This is a genomic window from Embleya sp. NPDC001921 (genome assembly GCF_053594475.1).
Genome location: NZ_JBSFEO010000044.1, coordinates 80653 through 103091, shown reverse-complemented (window position 1 = coordinate 103091; position 22439 = coordinate 80653). Strand labels below are relative to the sequence as shown.

Below are 22439 nucleotides of genomic sequence, written 5' to 3'. Positions count from 1 at the left end.
GGTGGGGTTTGGATTACCCCCGGGGGGGCGCGCGGGGGCCCCCCCCCCGCCACCACACGTGGTGCGACAGCGGGCCGGTGCGGCAGCCGGTGCGGGCGGTGCCGTCGCGGGTCGGGCCCAGGGAGCGACCCGAAACGGGCGGGGTCACCGTCACCCGGCCGTCGGCGTAGGCGTCCAGGAGGGCCTCGAGCACCGGCGTGAGGTCCAAGGCGTCGTCGGCCGCGCGTGCACGGGCCCGGCGCCACACGGCGACGTCCATCCACACCAGACGCTCACGCGCACCGTCCTGTCGGGCGTCGACGGTTTCGCTGGGCGGATGGGTGTGAGTATCAGTGTCGGCGGCGTCCGGCATGGCGTCGTATCCCGTCTCCTGGCAGGCTCCCTCTCGACCGACCACAATCCTAGATGTGCCGCATCGAGTCCCGCAAACGCTGGTCCCGGGCCACACCGGGGAATCCTCGCGTCGGGCCACGGGATCGGCCCACCGTCCGGGTCCACCACACTGCCGGCCGGGCCCGGACGTCGATCCCACGAACGATGCCGCCGATGGGCCGGGCTCGCCGAACGGGCCTGCCTCGTCCAGTGCGGGGCGTTCCCCGCGCAGCTCGGCACACGCCAACCGTTCACGGAGTCGACCGCCGGAGTGGAAGCGGCATCCGCTCCGAACACGGCGCAGCGGCGGACAGCGGCGGCGCGGCACGGGGCGGGGCGGGGCGGTAGCGGCGCAGCACGAGGCGGTAGCGGCGCAGCAGAGGAGATCGCTGGTGCCGGGAAGTCGACGGACGGCCCGGCGGGCGACGGTGACGGCGCGGAGCGGGCGGCGCGGGGCGGGGCGGGCTGGGCGGGCGTGAGCGCGACGCGGTAAAGGCACAAGGCACCCGGACGTGCCCCACTGGCACGTCTCCCGGCAACGATGGATCGCCCGGCAACGCGCCGACTGGAACACCCTCGGCGAGGAGCAGCGCACGGCACTCGTCGAGTTGGGCCCCACCCCACCCCGGGCCGCGGTCTCCGCCGGCACCGGAGCGCAGCGGTCGGACACGGTGGGGCGGGTCGACGCGGCGCAGCAGGCGGGTGCGGACGGGGGCGGCGGGCGAACCGGCGAACGCGTAGGCGCAACACCAACCGCCGCCCTCCGCACGGCACATCGGCGGGAAACCGCAGGTAGGAACCGTGCACACGGTCCGACCAGGTTCCGCATGCCGGACAGGAGGCACCGGCCGTCGTGCACCGGGCCTCGACGCGCACGGCGTCGCTGTCCGCGTCGATCGACAACACCGCGACGTTCGCGATTGACGGAAACAGCAGTTCCACCGGTCGAAGCAAGATCTCATCCACGACACCGAACTGTCGGCCATACCAACCCGACCACAGGCCAATTCCGGGCAACTTCCCCACGGCCCAGACGACCCCGGTCGTGACTCAGCGTGCGCAGTCCACAGAACCTGAGGCAGAACCCGACTTCCGACAGCGATTGTTCGGCTCGTCGGGAGGCGGTCTTTCGTGAGCGGAGTCGTTGTTCACGAGAACGAGCAGCACCCTGTGAAGGTGGCCGTGGTCGGCCCTCGGGATCGAACATCGCCGGTCACCGTGGCACGGTGCAACCGCCATCGCGGACCCGTCCCGAGATGGCGGTTGCACTGTGCCTAGTTCAGCCGGGTGGTGGCGTAGGCCTCGATGGCGTCGCGCTGGTACGCAGCCAGACCCGGGGCGATCGCTTCGTACGCGGCGCGCCAGGCGTCGTTGTCCAGGCAGGAGCGGCCCATGGCCAGGTACTCGTCGGCGGTCACGGTGCGCAGCGCGGTCAGGGTTCGGTACTGGGCGTCGATCTCGGACTGCACAGGCTCGGCGTCGACGCGGTGCCCGGCGGTCATGAGCTCGGCCAGCCGGACCATCTGTGCCGTGCGCTCGCGCTGCCCGGCATCGACGTCGTGCGGGCTCATCTCGGCGACCCGGCGGGCTACCGCTTGCGTGTGCTCGGGGAAGTCGCGCAGGGCCTCCTGGTACTGGGCGGGCGTCACGCCCTCGAACAGGTTCTCCGGGCGGTTGATGGTCATCGGTCTGCCGTCCTTCCTGGATTGTTCCAGTTCGGCGATCGTGCGTGAGACGGTGCCGGCCAGGGCGTCGAGGCGGTCGCGTTCGGCGAGCAGCCGCCCGTGGTGGCCGCGCAGGGCTTCCACCTCGTCGACCTGCTCGGCCAGGACCCGGCCGATCTCGGGCAGCCCCAGGCCCAGGGCTCGAAGGACGAGGATCTGCTGCAGCCGCAACAGCTGGATCTCCTCGTAGTGGCGGTGGCCGTTGGCCCCGACTCGGGCCGGCGGGAGCAGGCCGATCTCGTCGTAGTGCCGCAGGGTTCGGGCAGTCACGCCGGACATCCGTGCGACCTCCGCGATCGGCCAGTCCATCACCGTCTCCCTCGCACATGTGTCGCCGGGCCGGTCTCTCCGGCCCTGTCCAGGACGATAGAAGCTGCCGCAACGGCAACTTCAACCCCGAGACCCATGCTCCTCGCAGTCGAACAGGCGCGGTCCACACGCCAAGCGGAACGGACTCCCCGCTGCCGAAACCCATGAACACTCGGACCCTGGCCAGAACCCCGGTGTCTCCCCAACCCCCCTGGAAACGCTGTCGTCTCTCGTGAACAGAGCCGGGTGGGCAACACGTGTTACCCGGGGTAACGCTTCCCGTCATCCTCGCAGGTCACGGGGGAGCATTCTTTTCGAGGCACCTGAGCTTCCTGGAGTGAAGGGTCTCGACACCCATGGCACAGACAGGAGTTCCGACCAGCGGCTTCTTCGCCGTCTCACAGCGATGGCACACCGCTTCGGTGTCGGATTCGTGGCACATCCTCAGCCGTTCCGTACGTCCGGCGAGCGCCGCGGCTCTCTAGCCCGCCCTCGGTTCGATGCCGTGTTCGATGCCACGACCGTGAGACTTGTGCCGAGGCGCCGTAGTTGTCACTGGGGCACTCGGCGGGCTGGACGACTCTGCTCGGTGAGGCACGGTGGTCGCGGTGCGGTGGTTGTCACCCGAGGGCGATGCCCGGCCTTTCCGTCACCGATTGGTGCTCGCCGGTCGGCGGTCCCGGACCGGGCCTGCGTGACATCCGGCGCCGGCGACTCGTCGGCCCGTTGGGCGCCCGACCCCAGCGAAGGAGCACCGACGTGCATTCCGACCCGTGTACCGGTGGCCGCACGGCCGAGAAGGAGCACCGACGTGCATTCCGACCCGTGTACCGGTGGCCGCACGGCCGAGGAGATCTTCGACGCAGGGGGGAAGATCATCGATCCGGCTGTCAGGGGCGTGGTGGAAAGCCTGCCCCGACCGCCGCTCGACGCCGTCCGCCACCACTACGGCTGGGCCGGCAAGGACGGCGGGCCGGTCACCGGCCGGCCCGGCGGCGTCGGACGCAGGGGTCCGGTGCTCCCGCTGCTGTGCGCGGGTGTCGACGGCGGGCCCGTCGAACGGGGCCTTGCCGCCACCGTCGTCGGCGATCTCCCGGTGAACACCTCGATCATCCACGACGACGTCCTCGATCGGGACCCGGTGCGCCGCAGGAGGCCGGCCCTGTGGGCGGCCCACGGCACCGAGTGCGCCCTCATGGTCGGCGACGCCCTGCTGGGGCCGGCCTTCACCCTCCTGGGCGAGCAGAGCCACCCCCGCACCCGCCAGGCGCCGCGGATGATGAGCGACGGCTGGAGCCGGCCGCACGCGGGCCGGGTACGGGACACCGGCCAGGAGGGGCGGACCACAACATCCGTGAAACAGGCCGTCGCGGTGAACCAGGCCAAGACCGCCGAGAGTCCGCGTCGACCGAACCCGGTGGTTGCGTCAGGGGTCACCCGCCGTTCTTCTCGCCTTGCCGGTGCGGCGCCGGGCGGAAGAGCGCGTAGACGAACGACGCGTCCGGCAGTGACGGGTCGGACAGCTCCCGGTACTCGTCCGCGAGGGCCTGCAGCCGCGCCCCGAGCTCGGCGAACTGCTCGTCCGTGAGCCGAAGATGCGCCATCCGGACCTGCCGCTCGGGGTCGGTCGGCGCCGCCTCCAGATCGGCCACCGCGTGCCGCATCAGCACGTTCGGGCCGCCCTCGCCCGGTTCCGGGAGCACGATCGAGCGGGCGGCCATCGCGTAGTACCGCTCGGTGACCCCCCGGACCTTGCGTGTCCGCACGACCTTCACCAGGCCGGCCCGTTCGAGCAGCCGTACGTGGTAGCTGGAACTGCCCTTCGCGAGGCCGACTCGCTCGGCGATCTGCGTGATTGTGGCGGGCTCGAAGCGGAGCACGGCCATGATCCGGTGGCGCGTGAGGTTGGAGACCGCGCGTAGCTGTTCCTCAGTGGTGACCCGGAGTGTCTCGGGGAGGTCTTGTGCCGGCATGGCCCAATGGTCAATGATCCTTGACTGTTGAGCAAGAGGGGCGTCGCGACGCCCGACCGCGGGGCTGCACGCATCGCGGCGATCAGGGCCCCTCCGGCACGAACCTCGCGGCGACAGCGGTCGACCACGAGGCGGTATCCGATCGACGCGAGACGTCGGCTGTCCCGTCGAGAGCAGCCCTTGGCGCGTCGCGACTACGACAAGGAGGTCGTCATGTGGAGTGACAGCCCGTTGCCGCGCCGTGTGGCGCTGACAGGCGCCGCGTTGCTGTGTGCGGTCACCGGACTCGGCCGGGCCGCCGGGCCGGCGGTCGCGGCCGAAGGCGAGATCTGCGGGCAGGACACGGTCACTGCGGTGTCCTCGGGCGCGTCCTACGAGCTCGGGCCCGGCGAGTGGAATGCCGACCACGCCCAAGTGATGCAGTGCGTCACCACCAGCGGCGGCACGGACTTCGTACTCTCCACCAGCGAGCTGACTCCCGACACCATCAGGAACCCCGCCCTGGGCCCGGGCGCGTACGCGTACATCAAGTACACCGAGCCGCCCGCCGAACACCTGAGGATCCCGATCGCCGAGCTCGGCGACACGACGAGCACCTGGCACACGCGCCAGGGCGTCGACGGCACCTACAACGCCACCTACGACCTGTGGTTCACCGACGTCGAGAACCGCAGCGACGAGAAGTACTGCCACCCCGACACCAGCGACGAGCTGATGATCTGGCTCAACGCCCAAGGCACCGAACCCTACTTCAAGGACGAACTCGGGACGGCCGACATCGCCGGCACCGGCTATCGGGTGACCAAGGCGGACATCTCGAACACCCACCAGCTGGTCAACTACCAGCTGCCGACCGGCACCGACTCCGTCGACCGCCTCGACCTGCGGCTCTTCGCCATCGACGCGATCAGCCGCGGCCTCCTGCCCCAGGCCAAATACCTGTGCGGGATCTCCGCCGGCTTCGAGATCTGGAGGAACGGCACCGGCCTGGCCACCACCTCCTTCTCCGTCGAGAAGGTCACCGGAGCGCCCGTCGGCACGATCTCCTCCGGCATCCCCGACCGCTGCATGGACGACCTGCACTCGGCGACGAACCACGGCAACCCGATCGTCCTGTGGCCCTGCAACGGCACCGACGCACAGAAGTGGACCTTCGCCAACGACGGAACCCTGCGCGTGCTCGGCATGTGTCTGAAGGCGACCGGCACGGAACCCGGGAGCCCGGTCGCGACCGGCACCTGCACCGACGCCGCCGCGAAATGGCGCCCCGGGCCCTCGCACGCGCTGGTCGACACCGGGACCGGCCTGTGCCTGGACGACCCCGGCTCGTCCACGGCCTGGGGCGTGCAGTTGCAGCTGTACGCCTGCAACGGCACCACCGCCCAGCAGTGGCGGCTGCCGTACAACGGCGTGCCGGTCTCCGGCGGCCTGACCAACGCGACCGCCGGGAAGTGCCTCACCGGCCGTACCACCGGCGCACCCGCGGTGCTGTCGGGTTGCACCTACAACGACCCGCAGATCTGGACGCTCGCCAACGACAACACCCTCCGCGCCCTCGGCCTCTGCCTGCAACCCGCCGCCGACCGGACCGTCACCCTGGTCACCTGCAACGGCAGCACGGAACAGAAGTGGGTCGTCCACCCCAGCGGATACCTCGGCCACCCGGCCGACAACCTCTGCCTCGACAACCCCCAGGGATCCACGGCCGACAACGCACCACTCCGGCTCGCAGACTGCCGAGCCACCCCCAACCAGAACTGGTACCTGCCGACCTGACCCACCGTCGAGCATCATCGCGGCGACCAACCCAGGCCTGGTCGCCGCGCTCCACGTCACGCACTGCGCGAAGTACGGCGCCCGACATCCGCACCCGTGGCGACCCGCCCACCGACCCGACCCGACCGCCGACCCGACCCGTCGTCATGACCCACCGGTCTCCGACGGCGACCGGTGGACCCACGATCCCGACAACGTCGACCCCACGTCGTGGCATCGGGGCAATCGAGACTTAGAACCTCTAACGTAATGACTTCAGGCGTCGCCGGCACATGATTGAGCAGGCGAGGTTGAGGAAGGCTTCGTGGATGTCGTCGCGGATCTCCCAGCGTATCCGTAGGCGGCGGAACCAATGCAGATGCGCGAAGGCGCGTTCCAGGACCCAGCGTTGGGTGCCCAGGCCTGATCCGTGTTCGACACCGCGCCGTGCGATGAGCGGCTTGACGCCGAGGGCGCGCACCAGACGGCGGTATTCGTCGTGGGATCCGAAGTCGTAGGAGGTCGAAGTTGGCCCGCCCGAACATTTGCCTCTTGAGGTATTTGACGCGTGTCACGGCGCCTTCGACCGGACCGCTGTTCCAGGGCAGCGACAGGCCGGCGGTGAGAGCGTCGAGGTCGCGACGGAGGTTCACGGCGAATGCGCGTAGTGGCGGACAGCCCTCGGGCCGCGACGCGGTCGATCCAGTCAGGGAGTTCGCATCCGCGGCGGTCGCGCATCATCTCGGCGAACCCCCACACCGCATTGGGACACGTATTGGAGCTCGGGGCTGCGCGCCAGGATGCGCTTGAGCTGCAGCGTTTCCTCTGCGGCGAAAGAGTCGGGGTGGCGGGTGAGCCACTGGGTGACCAAACGGACAGGGGGTGTGTCGGACACCTTCGGCGCCGGCCGTCCGGAAGCCCGCAAGGGTTGCAGCCAGCGCCGCACCGTCCGCTTGGCGCCGCGACCTGGCCCGCGCCACCCACCTCCTCGCCCCCACCGGTCGAGGAGCCGTCCCAGATGCGCGCCCGCCAACTGTGGGTCGTCGAACGGGGTGAGGTCCCCGGTGATCAACCGCGTTGCCTCGGCGATCTTCGCCGCGATCGCGGCCCGTCCGCGTACGTCCCGCCCGATCGTCACGGTGTAGACGCGACCGCGGAACCTGCGCCCCACCCTGTGATCCGCGCACACCACCCGCGCCGGCGTCGTCTTCCCGAAACCGCCCGCCCCGTGCAGGCCCGTGGTGATCCCCACCGTGCCGCACCCACCGGCCCGCACGGCGGCTATCACCACGGAGGCTTGTTCGCGGTCCACCCACCAGTCCTCCACCGGCAACGGCGATGGCGACGGAGGATCCCCGGCGTCGGCGCCCGGGCGCTGCACCAGCATGGCGGCCACCGCCAACACGACACCGAGCAGCATCGACGCGGCCGGCACCCACCACGCGTGCACCCGCACCCAGTCCACCGGCCACGGCCACCGCGCATCCCCTGCCGCCGCCTCGCCCGCCAGACCCGCCACCGCCGCAGTCAACCCCGCGACGACCACCAGGACCCCGGCCACCACCACCCGCGTCTGCGCCACGAGCCACCCCCGCCCGCGAGGCAACCCACGCACCACCGCGACCGCCCTGACTTCCGAATGTCCGGTCGGCGGACGCGCACGCCACCTCGGTGCGCGGCTTCGACGCCGACGAAGAAGAGCTGCTCGGCCACGTTTCCGAGCTGGACCCGACTCCGCCTTCGACCACGCTATCCGGGTGATCGCCTCGACCGGCGACCGCGGCCCCCGCAGGCCGCCGCGCCGGGCGCAGGGACGTCCAGTGCGGTTCTGGAGGCCGCTAGGCGACGCCGGTGCCGGGGAAGAGGGTTCGGCAATAGGCGAGTTCGTCCGCGCTCATCCGGGTGTTGCCCTCGGTGCGGAACATGGAGGTGTCCCACAGGCGCGAACCGTCGTGCCGGGGAGTGAGCAGGACCAGGAGGGTGACTCGGTCTTCGGATTCTCTCTCGGCGAGCTGGAATTCGTGGTGACGCGGTCGGACCCAGCGGCGTGCCGCCTCGGCTATGTCTTCCCCGTAGCGGGTCGCCGTTCCGAAGGCGAGTTGCCGGGCTTCCGGGCTGAGGTAGCGGCGGAACCGCCATTTGACGTCGCCGTCGGGGACGTGCGCGACGTCGAGAAGCATCTCCACGAGGAGTTCCCCCACTCGCTGCGAAGTGCCACCGGCAGGGCGTCGATGTCCGCGAGGGCTTGCAGGCGTTCGTGTTCGCCGGCGTCGGTCAGCGGACTTGCGGCGATGTCCTCGCATATCACGCGGATCACGACGTGCGCGCGATGTTGGGCGATACCCAGGGGCTCGAGCGGCAGGGTGGGGCAACTGCGGGTGACGGCTGCGGATCCCAGCCATGTGGTGTCGTAGAGGTCGGCTGGTGCGGCCAGGTCGGCGGCCGCGAGTTCGTAGTAGCGCACCGGTTCGTCGCCCAGCGCGCGAGCGGGCATGGCAGCGACACGGAAGAGATAGTTCAGCACCGCGCGGGTGGAGCGGAGCTGGTCGAAGAGGAAGTCCCAGTCTCGTCGGAGGAGACAGACGGCGGGCAGGTCACCCGCGTCCGCGGTGACAGTGGTGTGGTCCGGTGGGTCGGGGTGGTCGACCACGACCACCGCGATCCACCGGAAGGCGTTGCCGTCGACGGCAAGTTGGCGGCCTCGGCCGTTGACGAAGTCGGCGGGCGCGGCCTTGAGGTTGCGTACGGTTCCCTTGGCTTGCCGCGTTGCCTTGTCGGTGTTCTTGCAAATCCACGACCGTTCGCCGTCCGCGTCACGCAGGGCGCCCTGGCGGCTCTTGATCTGCACCACGGCCGCTTGGCGGCCGACGATGAGCAGGCGATCCCCGAGTTCTCGTCGACCGGAGCCGAGTTCAAGCATGATCGAGCCGTACACGAAGTCGGGGAGCCCCCACGTTGCCGCGGCCCGTTGCGCGGCTTCCTCGATGCCGATCCCGTCGTCCTTGCCGGGCGGCAGCGGCAGCGCGTGTTCCACGCGCCGCGCGAACGGTCCTTGTGGTGTGTCGATGATCAACGTCAGCGGTGCGTCGACGTCGGTGCCGAAACTGGCTCGGACACGGGCACGCAGGATGTCCGCCTCGCGTTCGGCCCTTTGCTGCCGCCGAGTCGCCGGCCCACGCGTTGCCCGATTCTCGGCTCGCCGCCGCGATGCACGTCCGATGACCGTCGATAGTGCACCGATCCAACGCCTCATGCAGCGCGTTTTCGGGCAGTGACTTTCATGCTGACCCGAACTCGTGCGAGCCGGCAACGCGACGATGCCGGGGATGGTCGGGTGTCCGATTCGTGAGGTAGCCCAGGCCGCACAGCAGCAGCTCTCTCGACCGGACGTGCAGAACCCACCCGGCGGACGTCACCTTGGGGTCCTGCCACGGTGAAGGGCTCCGGACGTGGCGTACGAGCACGGTGTAGAAGCCGGGATCGATGTTCTGCGCGGGAATCGCGATGCCGTCACGTACGACCCGATCGCCCTGCTCACTCGTGCTGAACAACTGCAGCGGATTCCTGCCGACAGGGCTGCCGACACCGAGATCGTCGAGCCCTGTGGCATCGAGCAGCACGAAGCCGAAGAGCTCGGGAAAGCATCCTTCGAACCGCGCGCTGGGAAAGGTCATGGCCGCACAGTAACGAGTTGCACCTGCACGCAGCCTCCGCGGAGCGGGGTACGGGCCAGGCCCTGCTCGGCTTCCACTCCGAGGCACGTCGGCTGCGTTCGCCCGCAGGCGCCTGGCCGTCCTGTTCCCGTACCTTCCACACGAGTCTGGGTACGACAAGCGCCTACGCGTGGCGTTGCCGCTGGTCAAGCAAACGTGTATCGAACGCCCGGCCGCAGGCCGGCATCGGGAGTTGCCACTCTCGTCCGGGAACCTCTGAGGTTCGTTGTGCCGTTGGTCGCGTTTCGCGTCCCGAACGCGCCCCGGCGGTTCTGTGGAATGTTCTCAAGTACCCACACAACGGGAAGAGAGTCCCTAATCTTGCCGTGTCAGGGCGAGCGGCAGGGGGTGCCTCGTGGCTGTCGAAAATCGCCGATCCGGGTGTTCTTGGGTCGGATACGTTGCGGATACGCGGGCCAAACCATGACGGCCCGACGACCATTGGCCCGGGTCTACGTCCGGCGCCGATGGGGCGCAGTGATCACGTTCGTCGTCGTCGGAACGGTCGTTGCCACCTTGTTGGTTGCGTCGAACCGCGGGAACGACGCGAAAGACGAGCGGAAGACCGTCTCCGTCGATGCGCTGGTACGGCTCGGTCCTTCGACGAGCCGGGTGTCCGTCGTGGTGATTGGTGGGCGTCGGTATCCACTCGAGCGCGCCGGCGACGAACGGCACGCCGCCCGCGTGGCGTTGTTGTCCGGCACCGCAACCGCCGATACCTCCCAGGAGCGTCGGGCCCGCATCGACGTAACGCCGAACGCAGCCGGACTGGTCACCGCCGAGGATGCCACCGGCCGCGTGGTGGGGACGTCCCTGGTGTGGAAACTCCCCGGGGTATCCGTCCTACCCGTCGAAGTGACATGCCTCAGCACCGCGGTGGCGCAGACCCTGATCCGACCGGGCCTGGTGACGGCCGATCCCGTCGAGGCGGACATATTGATGACTGTGGCCCGCGAGGGCCCGCGCGCACGCCCCGTCGCCGAGCGCCTGTCCATGCTGCTGTGTGCGCACGCGCCGACCGATCCGGACTACCTCCAACACCCGACCGCTCAGGAGACCGCCGCGTTCGACGATCTGGCGGCCGCCGTGCGCGACGATCTCGCGACCCTGGCGGAGGGTCTGCCCGACGCCCGCACCGCGTACCCGCAGGCCCGCGACGCGGCGGCGCTCCTACCGCGATCCGGGCGGCTTCACCAGAGCGGGCAGCCGGCGGCTACGCCCCCGAAACGGGGGGCCGAATCCGAGACGGTGTCCGTGCTCGACCGGCAAGCGGACCCGACCCCGAGCTGCGTACCGGTACCCCGGGTCGAACCGAGAGCCAGTTTGCCCGTCGATCTGTGCGTCACCACGCGCACCGACGGAAACGGCGAAGTACGAGCCGAAAACCACGGCGGTGCCTGGACATTCGTCTTCCGGGGCACCGACATGCCTTCACAACCACCCGCGTTGTTGGTCCCACCGGAGACCGCGAAGATCCCCAAGGTGTCCGAACTCGCCGTGTCCTTGGTGGTGGACCTCGCCAAACTCGCCGGCTGCCGGGTGCCGTTCCTGAAAAGACACATCGATGCCTGCCAGAAGTCGTTCTGGGAACGGAGCGAACTGGTCGATCTTGTCGACATTGTCGAGACCGGCGAGCAGACCGTGACACTTGCCCACGCGTCTCCCGCCACGTCCTGGTACGGGATCTCGGCAGGCACCGAGCAGGGAACCACCATCGCCTTCCCGCTGCCACCGGGCGACGTCACGGTACGCGTGGTGCGGGCGGCCGCCGGCGTCTTCACGCTGTTCACCCAGGTGATCAAGCCCTCGGTGAGCCTACTGCTGGACGTGCAACCGGCGCACGTCGGGCTGAAGGCATTCCAGAACGACCGATTGCTGGTGACCATCGGCACCAACCTCCTGGACGAAGTCTTCGCGCTTCAGAACGCCCAAGGCCCCCGCGCACAGGTCGCTGCGCTTGGGGAAGTTTTCACCGGCCTGCTGTCCGACCCGGAAAACCTCATCGCGCTGCTGCTCCGATCCGGTTTCGACGCCGGGTCGATCGACCGGAAGGTACTGACAGCGCTGGCCAAGAAAATGCCCTGGAACATGCCGGTCGAGATCCTGGATGCCGGGTCCGCCGCGCTGTCCCTCCTCTTGTCGCTCCAGCGGTACCTACAGGCGGGCGGACAGCCCTCCTTCGCCTCCTGGCAAAACCCCACACCGACCGAGACGCCGAAGCCGTCCGTGCCGGGTCCCGCCACGGTGCCACGGTCCGGTGGTCTGTTCGACCTGCCCGTGACGGACCTGTCCACTGCCTCCGGGGCGGAACCCTGCCGACCCGCACCGAAGCCGGTGCCATCCCCGATCCCGCAGGACGCGCAGTGCCTGTGGATCATCGCCGCGGACCTCGACGGCAACCGCCTCCCGGACCGACTCGCCCTGTGGTCCAAGGGCGAAAGCCAAAGCGCCGTAGCCCAGTTGGACAGCGGGCGGATCCCCGCCGCCGAACCACCCCGGCGCCCTGCGGTCTTCCTGTGGCGTCCGGGTGGCAGTCCGCGAATCTACGCCATCGGCGACGTCGTAGGCGACACCGGCGAAGAGGTGCAACTCGACTCCTACTCGGGCGCCAACGCAATCAGTGTCACCATCGTGTCGCTCACCCAGCGCGGAACCCTGGCCCTCACCCAATCCGACGACGGCGAGCGCACGGACCTGACTGTCGGCGGGAGCGCCAACCGACAGTCCGCGATGGAGTGCGCGACCCCCGCCGACGGGGGCCGGGAACGCCTCCTCGTGCTGTACACCGACACCACGGGCCCCGCCGACATCGTCAAGTGGAGTCGCACAGCCTACGCGTGGCGCAACGGCCGACTCGTTCCCGTCGCCGAATGGGGCGGTGTCAATCGGAGCGAAAGCCGCTCCCCCATCCAATCCTGCAGAGCCGGGCCGTACCGGGTTCCCGCCCGCGTACGCCAGGCCGAGTCTGCTCAGGAAGCGGCCGCCCTCCTGCTCGAGGCCGCCAACCGAGGTGACCGGGAAGCTGCCCGCTTCTACACCGGCGGTTGGCTCGGCGACACCTACGACAACACACCCGTCACCACCAGCGGACTCCTGGATCCCTATCCCACGCTCATCGAGCGTCATCCCCCAAACCTCGGCATCAGACTGTCCGCCTACGCGAGGACCCCGCCCGTCTGCACGGCACCCACAGCCCCCGGCAATCGGGCCCTGTCCACTCGCTCCACCTGCACCGTCACTCCGTCCGGTGGCTCGATCCCCGCGATCAAGCTCGTGGTCTGGCGCGACGACCGCACGGACTGGTGGTTCGTCGAATATCTCCCCACCTGAAGCTTGGGGCGGGGCCCACCCGTTCACCCGAAATCATCGGATGGCAGGGCGAGACCGGAGGTGACATCCCCTCAGCCGTCGGAGAACCCAGTCGACGCGATCCCTCGGACGAGGACAATAGAAATGCTGGTCAGGCGCCCGGAGCTTGACGGTGGCCTCGATCGCGGACCGTACGATCGCCTCGGCCGCTTCGATCTGCTTGTGGACAGCGGGTCCATTACGCGTGGTGCCCGGGCCAGTTGATGGGCCTGGTCGAGTCGGAAGCGGGCTGTGCCCTCGCGCCGGCCTCCCCGGCCGAGCACGTGGGGTCCAACTCCTGCCTCGGGGCACGATCCCACATGCTGCGAATGGCGGCCGGGAGCGAGCTTCTCAGCCTCGGGATCCTGATTTGCCAGCCATAGGGAGTCGCGATGGGGACACCTCACGGTGGCGGTGAACGGGCGCCGCTCCCCGGCGCGAAAGTCGATCCGACAGCAGGCGCCCGAAACAGTCGGGGCGCGCGGGGTGGTGAAGGGGCGCACCGACATGACGGTGTGCTCCTACTTGTCGCGGCGCGCCGGAACGGCGAGCTTGTCCGTTTCGTCTCTGTAGGGGGGGTGGATTGCGTGGACGGAAGCCTGATTCCAGGGATCGGTTCGGGCAGCGCGAACGACGACGTGGAGCGTGAACATGAGGCGGCCGTCGACCGCCGCCGCAGGGCACGGACCGGTGTCGCCGCCATGGCCGTCGGGTTGGCCTTGGCCTTTTTCGGAGTTCTGTTCGTGAACGGCGCGAGCGTGACCGTGTCCGTGTCGGCCTCTGCGGCGCTCTCGACCCTGTGGGGGGTCGGTCTTCTGGCGGTGATGCGGGTCCGGGCGCAGCGCTGGTTCGAGGGGCCCGACCCTGCCAGGTTGGCGGCCATGGTGTGGGCTCCGGCCCCCGGAGCGACGGCTTGGGTGCTGTGTCTGCAGGTCCTGCATCTGGCGAAGGGTCCGTCGATCCTGCTCGGTTCCGCGGCCACTCTGGGATGTGCGTCGGCCTACCTGTGCACCGTCGCGCCGGCCGTCCAGCAGGTCCAGATGCGGCACGGGCTTGTGCAACCCGCTGGGACGCGACACGCCATGGCGATGGCAAAGGCCTGCGCGGCGGCGATTCGAGATCCCCGGACCCCTCGTCTGGAAGGACACTTCGCGCGTTTGAACCATGTTCACGCCCAACTGGCGCTGTCCTTTCGCGCGGGTGACCGGCACCAGCAGGAAGCCGACCGTATGGTGCGCGCGGAGATCGTGGCGCTCCGGAACGACAGGGACTTCTGGCCGTTGCTCGCGTTCGAACTCTTCGAGGTTTTCGAGGCGTATGCGATGCTTCACGCGGATCGGGGCGGCTTCGAACCGGCACTCGCCTTTCTCGAGCATCGCGGGAGCGGTCTTCCCCCGGTGCGTGCCACCGCGGCGGAGTTGCGTGGCGATCACGCGATGGACTGTGCCGCCGACGAGCGTGAACGGGCTGTTCGGCCCGATGTTCCCCTGCCCGGCACACCTACGGCCCCTGACACCCGCCGGTCGCAGGTTCAGCATCTGGACAGCGCGGTGCGCTTCTACCGGGTGGCGTTGGACTTGACCGATGACCTGGCGGACATGCGCGTCATCCGCCATGTCAAGCATTCCTTCGCGAATTGCCTATCCGCCGTGATGCACTTCGAACTCGGCGACAGTGGCCCGGCGCCCACCCGAGCTGCCCTGGACGCGGCCGTCGCCCGTCTCGCCGGCCTGCTTCCGGACCGCCGCCACCGGTGGGGCCCCCGCCCACGCGACCTGCCCGTCCACCGACTGGGGCTGGGGAACGTCCTGTTGCTGCGGGCGACCTGGGGCGTGGCCAGTCAGCAGATCACGAACGGTGAGGCGATCGGTGACCTGCTGGCGGCCCAAGACCAGATGAACCGGGTCATCGCGGACCGGGATGCCGAGGATCATCACCACGCCGCTCTTGCTTTCCTGGCGGAAGTGCTGGAGGCGCTGGAGCGGCTCGGTCACCGGGAGGTGTCATGAGGTTCCGATGGCGACGACGTCCGCCGGCCACTGCGGAAGAGGCCCGCCGTGGCGCCGCCGCTGAGAGGGGTCGCTGGGCGGTCGCCGCGCCCTGGCCCGGACCCGCGTATACGCCACGCGCACTCACGGCCATGGACGTGGATACTGCGGCCGAAGCCTCTTGGGACGAGTTGATCAGCCTGACAAGGGCCTTCGACGCCCGAGTCCGCTGGGACTCCCGCGAGACCGCCCTGATCGCGGCCGAGGGCCTCGCCGCCGAGACGGCGTGGTACCAGTACCGCGCCAACCTCCCATGGAAGGCGGCGCAGGCGCTGGAAGGAGGCCGAGCCATGCTTCTGGGACGCCTCATCGGCGTGAATGGGCCGGCGGAGCTTGGGCGACTGCGCGACGTCCGCCAGGACGTCCTGCTCCTCGAGTACCTGGCGGCCCAGCGGACGCTGGCCTCCCTCCTGCGGAGCCAAGCCCACGGAGACATCCCGCCTGCCCCGCCGACGGTCACCTTGGGCGGTGTCTCCTTCGGGATTCGAACGGGCGACCCGCTCGCCGACGCTCACGCGCGTCTCCGCGAACTCGAAGTACGCATCGCCCACATTCTGGGCACCGGCGTCGATGCGGCCGGACCGGGCATGATCCCGCGACCCGAATTGCTGCAGACCGCCGCCGGCCGGCATGGACCTCTGGTCTACCTGGCCGCAGCGCAGGCGGGCGGTCTTGCCGTGACGATCACTCCGGATAGGCCGCCCGCCGCCGTGCGACTGCCGGCACTCACACGTGAGGAAACCGGCCGTCTCACCGCTGCGGTTCGCCAGACCGCGTCCAGCCGACTCCTCCCGGGCATTCTGGGTGACGCCCTCGAGCTGCTCACCAAGGCCCTGCGCCCGGTCTACCACCCCCCGGGCACCGACACGATCACCGTGATCGGAGCCGGCCCGATGGCCTTACTGCCTCTTGGCGCGGCCCTGAGACAAGCCATTGGGGCAGGCCTTCCGACCGAGCGCGGGCCTGCGGTCCGGCACGCACCGAGCGCGCGTCTCCTCCTTCACGCCGGACGGACAACCGCAGCGCCCGAGACTGTACTGATCACCGCCGTCCGCGTCGCAGCGCGCTTCCGCGGGACACTCCCGCGAGAGCTGAAGCGCGCAGACATCCAGGCCACAGCACTCACCCGCCTCTATTCAGGGCGGAGAGTAGTGCGAGCGGCCACGACAGCGGAGGTACGGCGCGGCGCGCGTCTCGCTGGGACACTCCACTTCCACTGCCACGGACACGCCGACGACGTCGACCCATTGGACAGCGCACTTCTCCTTGCCGACGGTGCTCTGAGCGTGCGTGACCTCATCGCGGCCGACGCATTGGCAGGACGACTGGTGGTCCTGTGCGCCTGCGAAGGCGCAGCCGTTTCCGCGCAACTGCCGGACGAAGCTCTCGGATTCCCCGGTGTGCTGCTCCAGGCGGGGGCCCGCTGCGTCGTTGCGTCGCTGTGGAAGACCGGCGAGCGCGCAGCAACTCTGCTCTTGCACCGCTTCCACCTCGAACTTCATCACAACCACCGAACGCCTCCGCACGCGCTCGCCGTCGCCCAGGACTGGCTGCGCACTGCCACCCCCGAGGAACTCGCGACGGCAGGTCGCGATATCGGCAACCCCCGGGACGCACTCATGCCGGCCCGGTTCGCCTCGCCGGAACATTGGGCCGGCTGGACCTGCACAGCCGGGTGATGTCCGAGAGACGACCTCGGGCAGCCGTTGCACCGAAAAGGAACCAGACCTCCAGAAAGGCAACGCTGATGAATGGCAAGCCCGTTGTTGAAATCGACATCGACGGCCTGGACGACACGGTGGTCAGGGAGGCCCAAGAGCTGATCGCCCAGCTCGGAGGCGAACCACGCGCCTACTGCGACGACGATATGGCGCTGGTCGAGGTACTCGCCTTCGTCGTCGTCGTGGTCACGCCTCTGAAACCGTTCCTCGAGGGCATGATGCAACGCGCCGGCGAAGGTTTGGGAGAACGCTTGCTGACTCTCCTGGGCTTCGGGGTGGCCCCGGAACCGCCACATCCCGCCCCCGTGCCACCGACGCACCAAGACTCCGCGAAGGCTGTTCTGGACGGCGAACGCGGGCACCTCTTCATCTTCCGTAACGACGCCCCGGCGCAGACGGTGCTGAACGAGGCCCTCCGTGCCCTGGCCTCGCTGGACACCACACCCTTCCCGAACCACACCCAATGGATCTGGGACAACTCTCTCGCCCGGTGGGCGGCGCTGCCGTCCGCACACATCTGAGAATCCCTGCCCTGCTGCCCGCGGCCACGATCGACGCCCCCTTCTCACTTCCCATGGAGAGCCCCTGTTGCCGCATTCCTGTGAACCGCAGGTGGCGAGACCCGAGCCGGGACGAGGCCTTTCATGTCGGGTGGGCAGAAGGAGGGGGCTGGGGACGGTTTCCCCGCTCCCGAAGGATGACGCACCCCCCACGTGCCAGTCAGTCATCGTGCGTACGGGAGGCGGCAGCCAGTCCTCAGACGACTCGTTGTGATCGAGCTGTTCGAGTATTTCGGTGGGCGTCGCACGGCCGTTCGGATCATGATCGAGGCACCGGGTGATGATGCCGGCCAGGCGAGCCGGAGCCGGCAACAGTCCGAGGTGCGACTCGATGTGCGTCGGGGCCACGTTCGAGGAGCGCCGTCCCCGTCGTGCCGAAGCCGTCCGCGGTGTGGCCGGGGCTTCGCGCCGCCCAGGACGGGACAGACTTTCGGGGACGGCGGCGCGAGGGGCGCCCCGGGCGGGGGGCCGCAAATGGGGCAGGAGCCACTGGGCCGATCGGCGGGCCGACAGGAGCGCGCGACCGGATCCGGGGGTCCGTCGGCGTGTACCCGGGTGGACCGATGCGCCTGCGCGCACACCGTCGCCGGCGGCTCGCGCATTCGTTCCCGGTGGGGGCGTCCGGTTCGTCGGCGGCATGGTCGACGCCTGCGGGTCCCGATCGCAACCGGCCTTCCGCGTCTCCACGATGCCCGCGATCGCCCGGGGCGTCACGGCCTCGGGCGAGGCCCTGGCGTTCCGTGTCCACGGTCTCGGCCGGTCGTCGACCGCTTCGACAGCGGCGACGATCGCGCACGTCCGGTGCCGCCAGTCGTCCTGTCCGACCACCACGAGATCGGGAGTTCGGTTGTCCAGTCAGTCACCGGCGCGGCGGCGTCGAGACACCGCGATACTCGCCTCGGGTCCCGTGTTGGGGGCGGGTGCCGGCGCGATCACCAACATCATCACGTCCGAGTGGAACTGGTGGTTGTTCGTCTCGTTGCTCGTGCTGGTCTCGTTGTGCGCGGCCGGGGCCACGTATCTGCCGGCGCCGACGAACGCGCCGGAACGACCCGCCGAGCATGGGGTCTCCACGCTCCCGCCGGCGAGTGCGGTCTTCGCCGGTCGTCGGACCGAGTTGGCGAGCCTGGCCTCCCATCCGAGCCGCACGAATCATCGGGCGGCGGTCCTCCTCATCACCGGCGAGGCCGGTGTCGGCAAGACCGAACTCGCGACCCAGGCCGCGCATCGATCGGCCGACCGGTTCCCCGACGCCCGACTCTTCCTGGCCTTTCGCAGCCATGGCGGCCCGTCGAGTCGCGTCGACGTCCGGGACGTCCTGCTCGACGCACTCGCCACGTTCGCCCCGCGGATGTCCCGCACCGTGCTCGACATCGACCGGTTGGCCGCGGGGTGGCGTGCCGCCACGGCGAGCCGTCGCGTCCTGCTGGTTCTCGACGACGTCGTCACGACCGACCAGGTGCTGCGCCTGTTGCCCGGCTCCGGACAGTGCCTGGTCGTCGTGACGGCCCGACGGTTGATCGCCGGTCTGGATCCGGACCTCCACGTGAGGCTCGAGGGGCTGTCGGCCGAGGATGCCGAGCACATGATCGGTGAGATCGTCCGGCGGGCCTCCTACCCGTTGCCGAACGACGACATCCGGGACCTCGCCGCCGTCCACCGACTGCCGTTGACGATCCGGCACGCCGTCGACCAACTCGTCGGCGGAAGCGGACCACCGGCCGCACGAACGACGGGTCCCGTACCCGAGATCGGCGTCTTCACCACCTCGTTCGGCCGGCTGGGTCCCCGGGAGCGTCTGGTCCTGCGTCGCGCCGCCCTCCACCCCGGACCGCACGTGACCGCCATGTTCGTGGCGGCCCTGGCGGGCTTGCCCGCAACGGACACCGAAAATTCGCTGGCCGAGTTGCACCGGTTGGGCCTGCTCAACCGACCGGACCCGCACGGATACGGATTCCACGACCTGGTCCGCACCCTCGCACTCGCCGACGCCCGGGACCACGACGACGCCGGCGAGGACGAGCGAGCCCTGACACGGCTCTTCGACAGGACGTTGGACGTGATCGACGAACTCGGAGTCCACACCAGGGCTCCGGTGACCACGAGCGCGACCCGGGACCGCCACGGCGCGGTCCTGCCACCGATGAGCGAGACCGAGGCGCTGAGTTGGATGTCTGTGTACTTCGACGATCTGCGCGCCGTGATCCGCCTCGCGATCGACCGGCGCTGGGACGGCACGTGGCGGCTCGTCGGCGGCGTCTCCTCCTACATGCGTTTCCACCGCAACATCCCCCAGGCCGAGGAACTGAACCGTTCCGCAATGCAGTTGGCGGTCGTCGCGAACGACCGGCGGGGGCAGGCAGTGTGTCACCTGTGGCTCGACCGCATGGCACGAACCCTGTCCGAGTACCCCCGCGCGGACGCGCACGCCCGCCGGGCGCTGTCCATGTTCGTCGACCTCGACGACGTCCTCGGCCAGGCGAACGCACACGCGGACCTGGCCAACATCGAACATCACCGCGGCCGGTACCAGGAGGCGGCCATCCGCGCGGAACGGGCCCGCGCCCTGTTCCTCCAGACAGGCGATACCCGGGGCCACGCCGACAGCGAGGGCGTTCTCGGCATGCTGAGCCGTCTGACCGGCGACTACCACGGCGCGGTCCAGCATCTGGATGCGGCCCTCGCCCTGTTCGCCCTCGTCGGGAACGAACGCAACCAGGCCTGGATCCACATCGAACTGGGAACCGTGTGCCGCCAGACCGGGGCCCACACGCAGGCCCGCCATCACTTTCTCCGCGCCCGCGACATCTGCAACCGCACCGACGACGCGATCCAACAAGCTTGGACCGACCGCGAACTCGGCATCCTCGCCCGGATCACCGGGGACCGTGACGAGGCACTGACCCTCCTGTCCGCCGCCCTGCGCGTGTTCACCGACCTCGGCGACCGGAGGAACACCGGCGACGCACTCGTCGAACTGGGCACCCTGCATCGGGTGAACGGTGACACCACCGCCGCGCGAACAGCCCTGGAGCGAGCGTGGACCATCTACCTCGACATCGGGAACCGGCGCGGACTCGCCTGGACGGAACTGGAACTGGGCACCCTGGACCGACTCACCGGGTCCGAGGCGTCCGCCCGGGAGCACATCGACCGGGCCGCTGCCGCCTACGCGGTCGTGGGCGACCGGTCGGGAATCGCCAGAACCCACTACGAACTGGGCTGCCTCGCGCACCTACGCGGTGAGGATGCCGTCGCGCGGACACAATGGGAGACGGCACTCGCGCTGTACACGGCCATGGGGTCCCCCGAAGCGGACGAGACACGCACCCGACTGAACACCCTCTGAGCTTGACTCTGTCGGGGATCTTGGAGTTTTCCCGCGCGCTGGCTTGATCAGCCGCGCCGGCTTGATCAGCAGGCATGCTCGGGGCTGTTTCGAAGCCGCTGCAGTTGTGAGAGTGCGATATATGGGCTGATGTCCATTTCGGGGCTGGGTCTGGGTGAGGACCCCTGGTCGGCGGGGCGAGTGGACGGTCAGGGGCCGGGCCGAGCGAACAGGCCGGCTCGGGTTCGGTGAGGATGCCCCGTGTGACCAGGCGTTTCAGCTTGGACCGGGTCCCTTCGGTGTTCTTCGGGACGATGGCCGGGTCGAGGGCTTGGCAGAGGTCGCGGGCGCGCAGCGGCTTTGCGGTGTCGGCGAAGGCGGTGAGGATCTGCTGGTAGGCCGGGTGGTCCGGGACGTCGGGTCGGGCCGGTTCGTCGGCGGGGGCCGGTGCGGGGATGTCGAGGCGCGTCTTGCGGGTGATGCGCAAGTTCTCGCCTTCCGCGTCGAGTTCCCCCAGCCGGGCGGTGAGGTCCTCAATGCGGGAGCGGATCTCTCAAGCCTGCTCCCCGAGTTCGGCCTCACGGGCCTCGACGTACTCCAGGACGGCCCTGATCTGCGGGTTGTCGCTCACGCCGTCCTCCAGGAGGCGATGGTGGATCCGGTGAGGCGGCGGGCCATGACGGAGGTCATCGCCCAGAACACCCGGGAGCGGGAGCCGGCGGGCCGGTGCTCGTAGTCGCGCACGAGACGCCGGTAGAACATCAGGATCCCGTTGGTCTGCTCGATGATCCACCGCTTGGCCTGCGGGACGAAGCCGCTGTCGGCCGGGTTGCGCTCGACGATCTCCACGTCGATGCCGTACTGCTTGCCGTGATCGACCACGGTCTTCTTGAACCCTTGGTCGGCGAGGGCTTTTTCGACCCTGTCCGTCTGTGCGGCCACGCCGTCCAGCAGGGCGGTGCCCGCGGCGTTGTCGTGCGCGGACGCCGGCAGCACGACGGCCTCGACGACCAGGCCCAAAGTGTCCACCGCCAGGCATCTCTTCCTGCCCGGCACCCGTTTCGAGGCGTCCTTGCCGGTCGTGGTGGCCGGCACCCCGACGGAGACGTGGATGCTCTGGGTGTCCATGACGATCAGGCTCGGGTCGGCTGATCGCTTCTTGTTCTCCCGCAGATGCCACCGCAGCAGGTCGTGCACGGTCTGGTCGGTGCCGTCGTCGCGCCAGAGGTAGGAGCAGTACTTCACCGCACCGGGCGGAGGCATGTCGTGGGGCAGGAACTCCCGCTGGCAGCCGGTGCGGTTCTGGTACAGGATCGCGTTCACGATCTCCCGCATCGCGTACTTTCCCTGATGCCCGCTGACCGACGGATGCCGGGCCTTCCGTGCGGTGATCACGGGTTCGACGAGCTCCCACTGCTCATCGGTGAGATCGCTCGGGTACGGATTGCGCATGTTCATGCCACAACCCGAGCGAAGCTCGAACGTCCGACTGGCAGCGACGCCCCAACGTCGCACCATCGAGCGATGACGAGAGCGACGGAACGCCACATCCCGCACTCTGAGGCCCCGCCGGCCACTGCTGACGCGG

13 protein-coding genes and 3 pseudogenes are annotated in these 22439 nt (G+C 69.4%); 8 read left to right on the top strand and 8 right to left on the bottom strand.

Annotated features, from left to right (window positions below; translation table 11 throughout):
• Nucleotides 1-150: 150 nt before the first annotated feature.
• Nucleotides 151-1248 carry a transposase family protein gene (locus ACWCPW_RS38920; RefSeq protein ID WP_449766323.1) on the bottom strand — a complete coding sequence of 366 codons (1098 nt, stop codon included), beginning with the start codon at nt 1246-1248 and terminating at the stop codon, nt 151-153.
• A 398-nt stretch (nt 1249-1646) separates the two neighbouring features.
• The gene (locus ACWCPW_RS38915; RefSeq protein WP_449766320.1) at nt 1647-2405 is read right to left on the bottom strand and encodes a MerR family transcriptional regulator; all 759 of its coding nucleotides are present in this window, start codon (nt 2403-2405) and stop codon (nt 1647-1649) included.
• Between the two features lie 406 nt (nt 2406-2811).
• Between ACWCPW_RS38915 and ACWCPW_RS38910 the strand changes: the two are divergent.
• Nucleotides 2812-3792, top strand: a pseudogene (locus tag ACWCPW_RS38910) (polyprenyl synthetase family protein); the annotation flags it as partial.
• Between the two features lie 46 nt (nt 3793-3838).
• On the opposite strand, the gene ACWCPW_RS38905 reads toward ACWCPW_RS38910, so the two are convergent.
• A complete protein-coding gene (locus ACWCPW_RS38905) occupies nt 3839-4378 on the bottom strand; it encodes an ArsR/SmtB family transcription factor (protein ID WP_449766319.1) in 540 nt (179 codons plus the stop codon).
• Nucleotides 4379-4591: 213 nt separating this feature from the next.
• Here ACWCPW_RS38905 and ACWCPW_RS38900 point away from each other — a divergent pair, with 213 nt between their 5' ends.
• On the top strand, nt 4592-6154 hold the full coding sequence (locus ACWCPW_RS38900; protein ID WP_449766318.1) for a ricin-type beta-trefoil lectin domain protein: 1563 nt from the start codon (nt 4592-4594) through the stop codon (nt 6152-6154).
• 241 nt (nt 6155-6395) lie between these two features.
• On the opposite strand, the pseudogene ACWCPW_RS38895 reads toward ACWCPW_RS38900, so the two are convergent.
• From ACWCPW_RS38895 to ACWCPW_RS38880, 4 genes and pseudogenes are all read right to left on the bottom strand, one after another.
• A pseudogene (locus tag ACWCPW_RS38895) lies at nt 6396-6641 on the bottom strand (IS5/IS1182 family transposase); the annotation flags it as partial.
• Between the two features lie 198 nt (nt 6642-6839).
• Complete coding sequence (locus ACWCPW_RS38890; protein ID WP_449766317.1) at nt 6840-7715, bottom strand: hypothetical protein; 876 nt, start codon at nt 7713-7715, stop codon at nt 6840-6842.
• 477 nt (nt 7716-8192) lie between these two features.
• Nucleotides 8193-9443, bottom strand: a complete 1251-nt coding sequence (locus ACWCPW_RS38885; protein WP_449766316.1) for a hypothetical protein — start codon at nt 9441-9443, stop codon at nt 8193-8195.
• Complete coding sequence (locus tag ACWCPW_RS38880) at nt 9412-9807, bottom strand: hypothetical protein (protein WP_449766315.1); 396 nt, start codon at nt 9805-9807, stop codon at nt 9412-9414. Before ACWCPW_RS38880 ends, ACWCPW_RS38885 begins: the two co-directional genes overlap by 32 nt.
• 56 nt (nt 9808-9863) lie before the next feature.
• Here ACWCPW_RS38880 and ACWCPW_RS38875 point away from each other — a divergent pair.
• The 6 genes and pseudogenes from ACWCPW_RS38875 to ACWCPW_RS38850 form a co-directional block, all read left to right on the top strand.
• Nucleotides 9864-10000 (top strand): annotated as a pseudogene (locus ACWCPW_RS38875) (IS982 family transposase); the annotation flags it as partial.
• Between the two features lie 125 nt (nt 10001-10125).
• On the top strand, nt 10126-13176 hold the full coding sequence (locus ACWCPW_RS38870; protein WP_449766314.1) for a hypothetical protein: 3051 nt from the start codon (nt 10126-10128) through the stop codon (nt 13174-13176).
• Between the two features lie 605 nt (nt 13177-13781).
• A complete protein-coding gene (locus ACWCPW_RS38865; protein WP_449766313.1) occupies nt 13782-15203 on the top strand; it encodes a hypothetical protein in 1422 nt (473 codons plus the stop codon).
• 131 nt (nt 15204-15334) lie between these two features.
• A complete protein-coding gene (locus ACWCPW_RS38860) occupies nt 15335-16921 on the top strand; it encodes a CHAT domain-containing protein (RefSeq protein WP_449766312.1) in 1587 nt (528 codons plus the stop codon).
• Between the two features lie 68 nt (nt 16922-16989).
• The gene (locus ACWCPW_RS38855; RefSeq protein WP_449766311.1) at nt 16990-17484 is read left to right on the top strand and encodes a hypothetical protein; all 495 of its coding nucleotides are present in this window, start codon (nt 16990-16992) and stop codon (nt 17482-17484) included.
• 886 nt (nt 17485-18370) lie between these two features.
• Nucleotides 18371-20872, top strand: coding sequence for a tetratricopeptide repeat protein (locus ACWCPW_RS38850; RefSeq protein ID WP_449766310.1), 2502 nt, complete (start codon nt 18371-18373; stop codon nt 20870-20872).
• Between the two features lie 606 nt (nt 20873-21478).
• Here the strand turns inward: ACWCPW_RS38850 and ACWCPW_RS38845 are convergent.
• Nucleotides 21479-22309 (bottom strand): IS5 family transposase, encoded by an 831-nt coding sequence (locus tag ACWCPW_RS38845; protein ID WP_449766309.1) that lies wholly within the window; start codon nt 22307-22309, stop codon nt 21479-21481.
• Between the last annotated feature and the right edge of the window lie 130 nt (nt 22310-22439).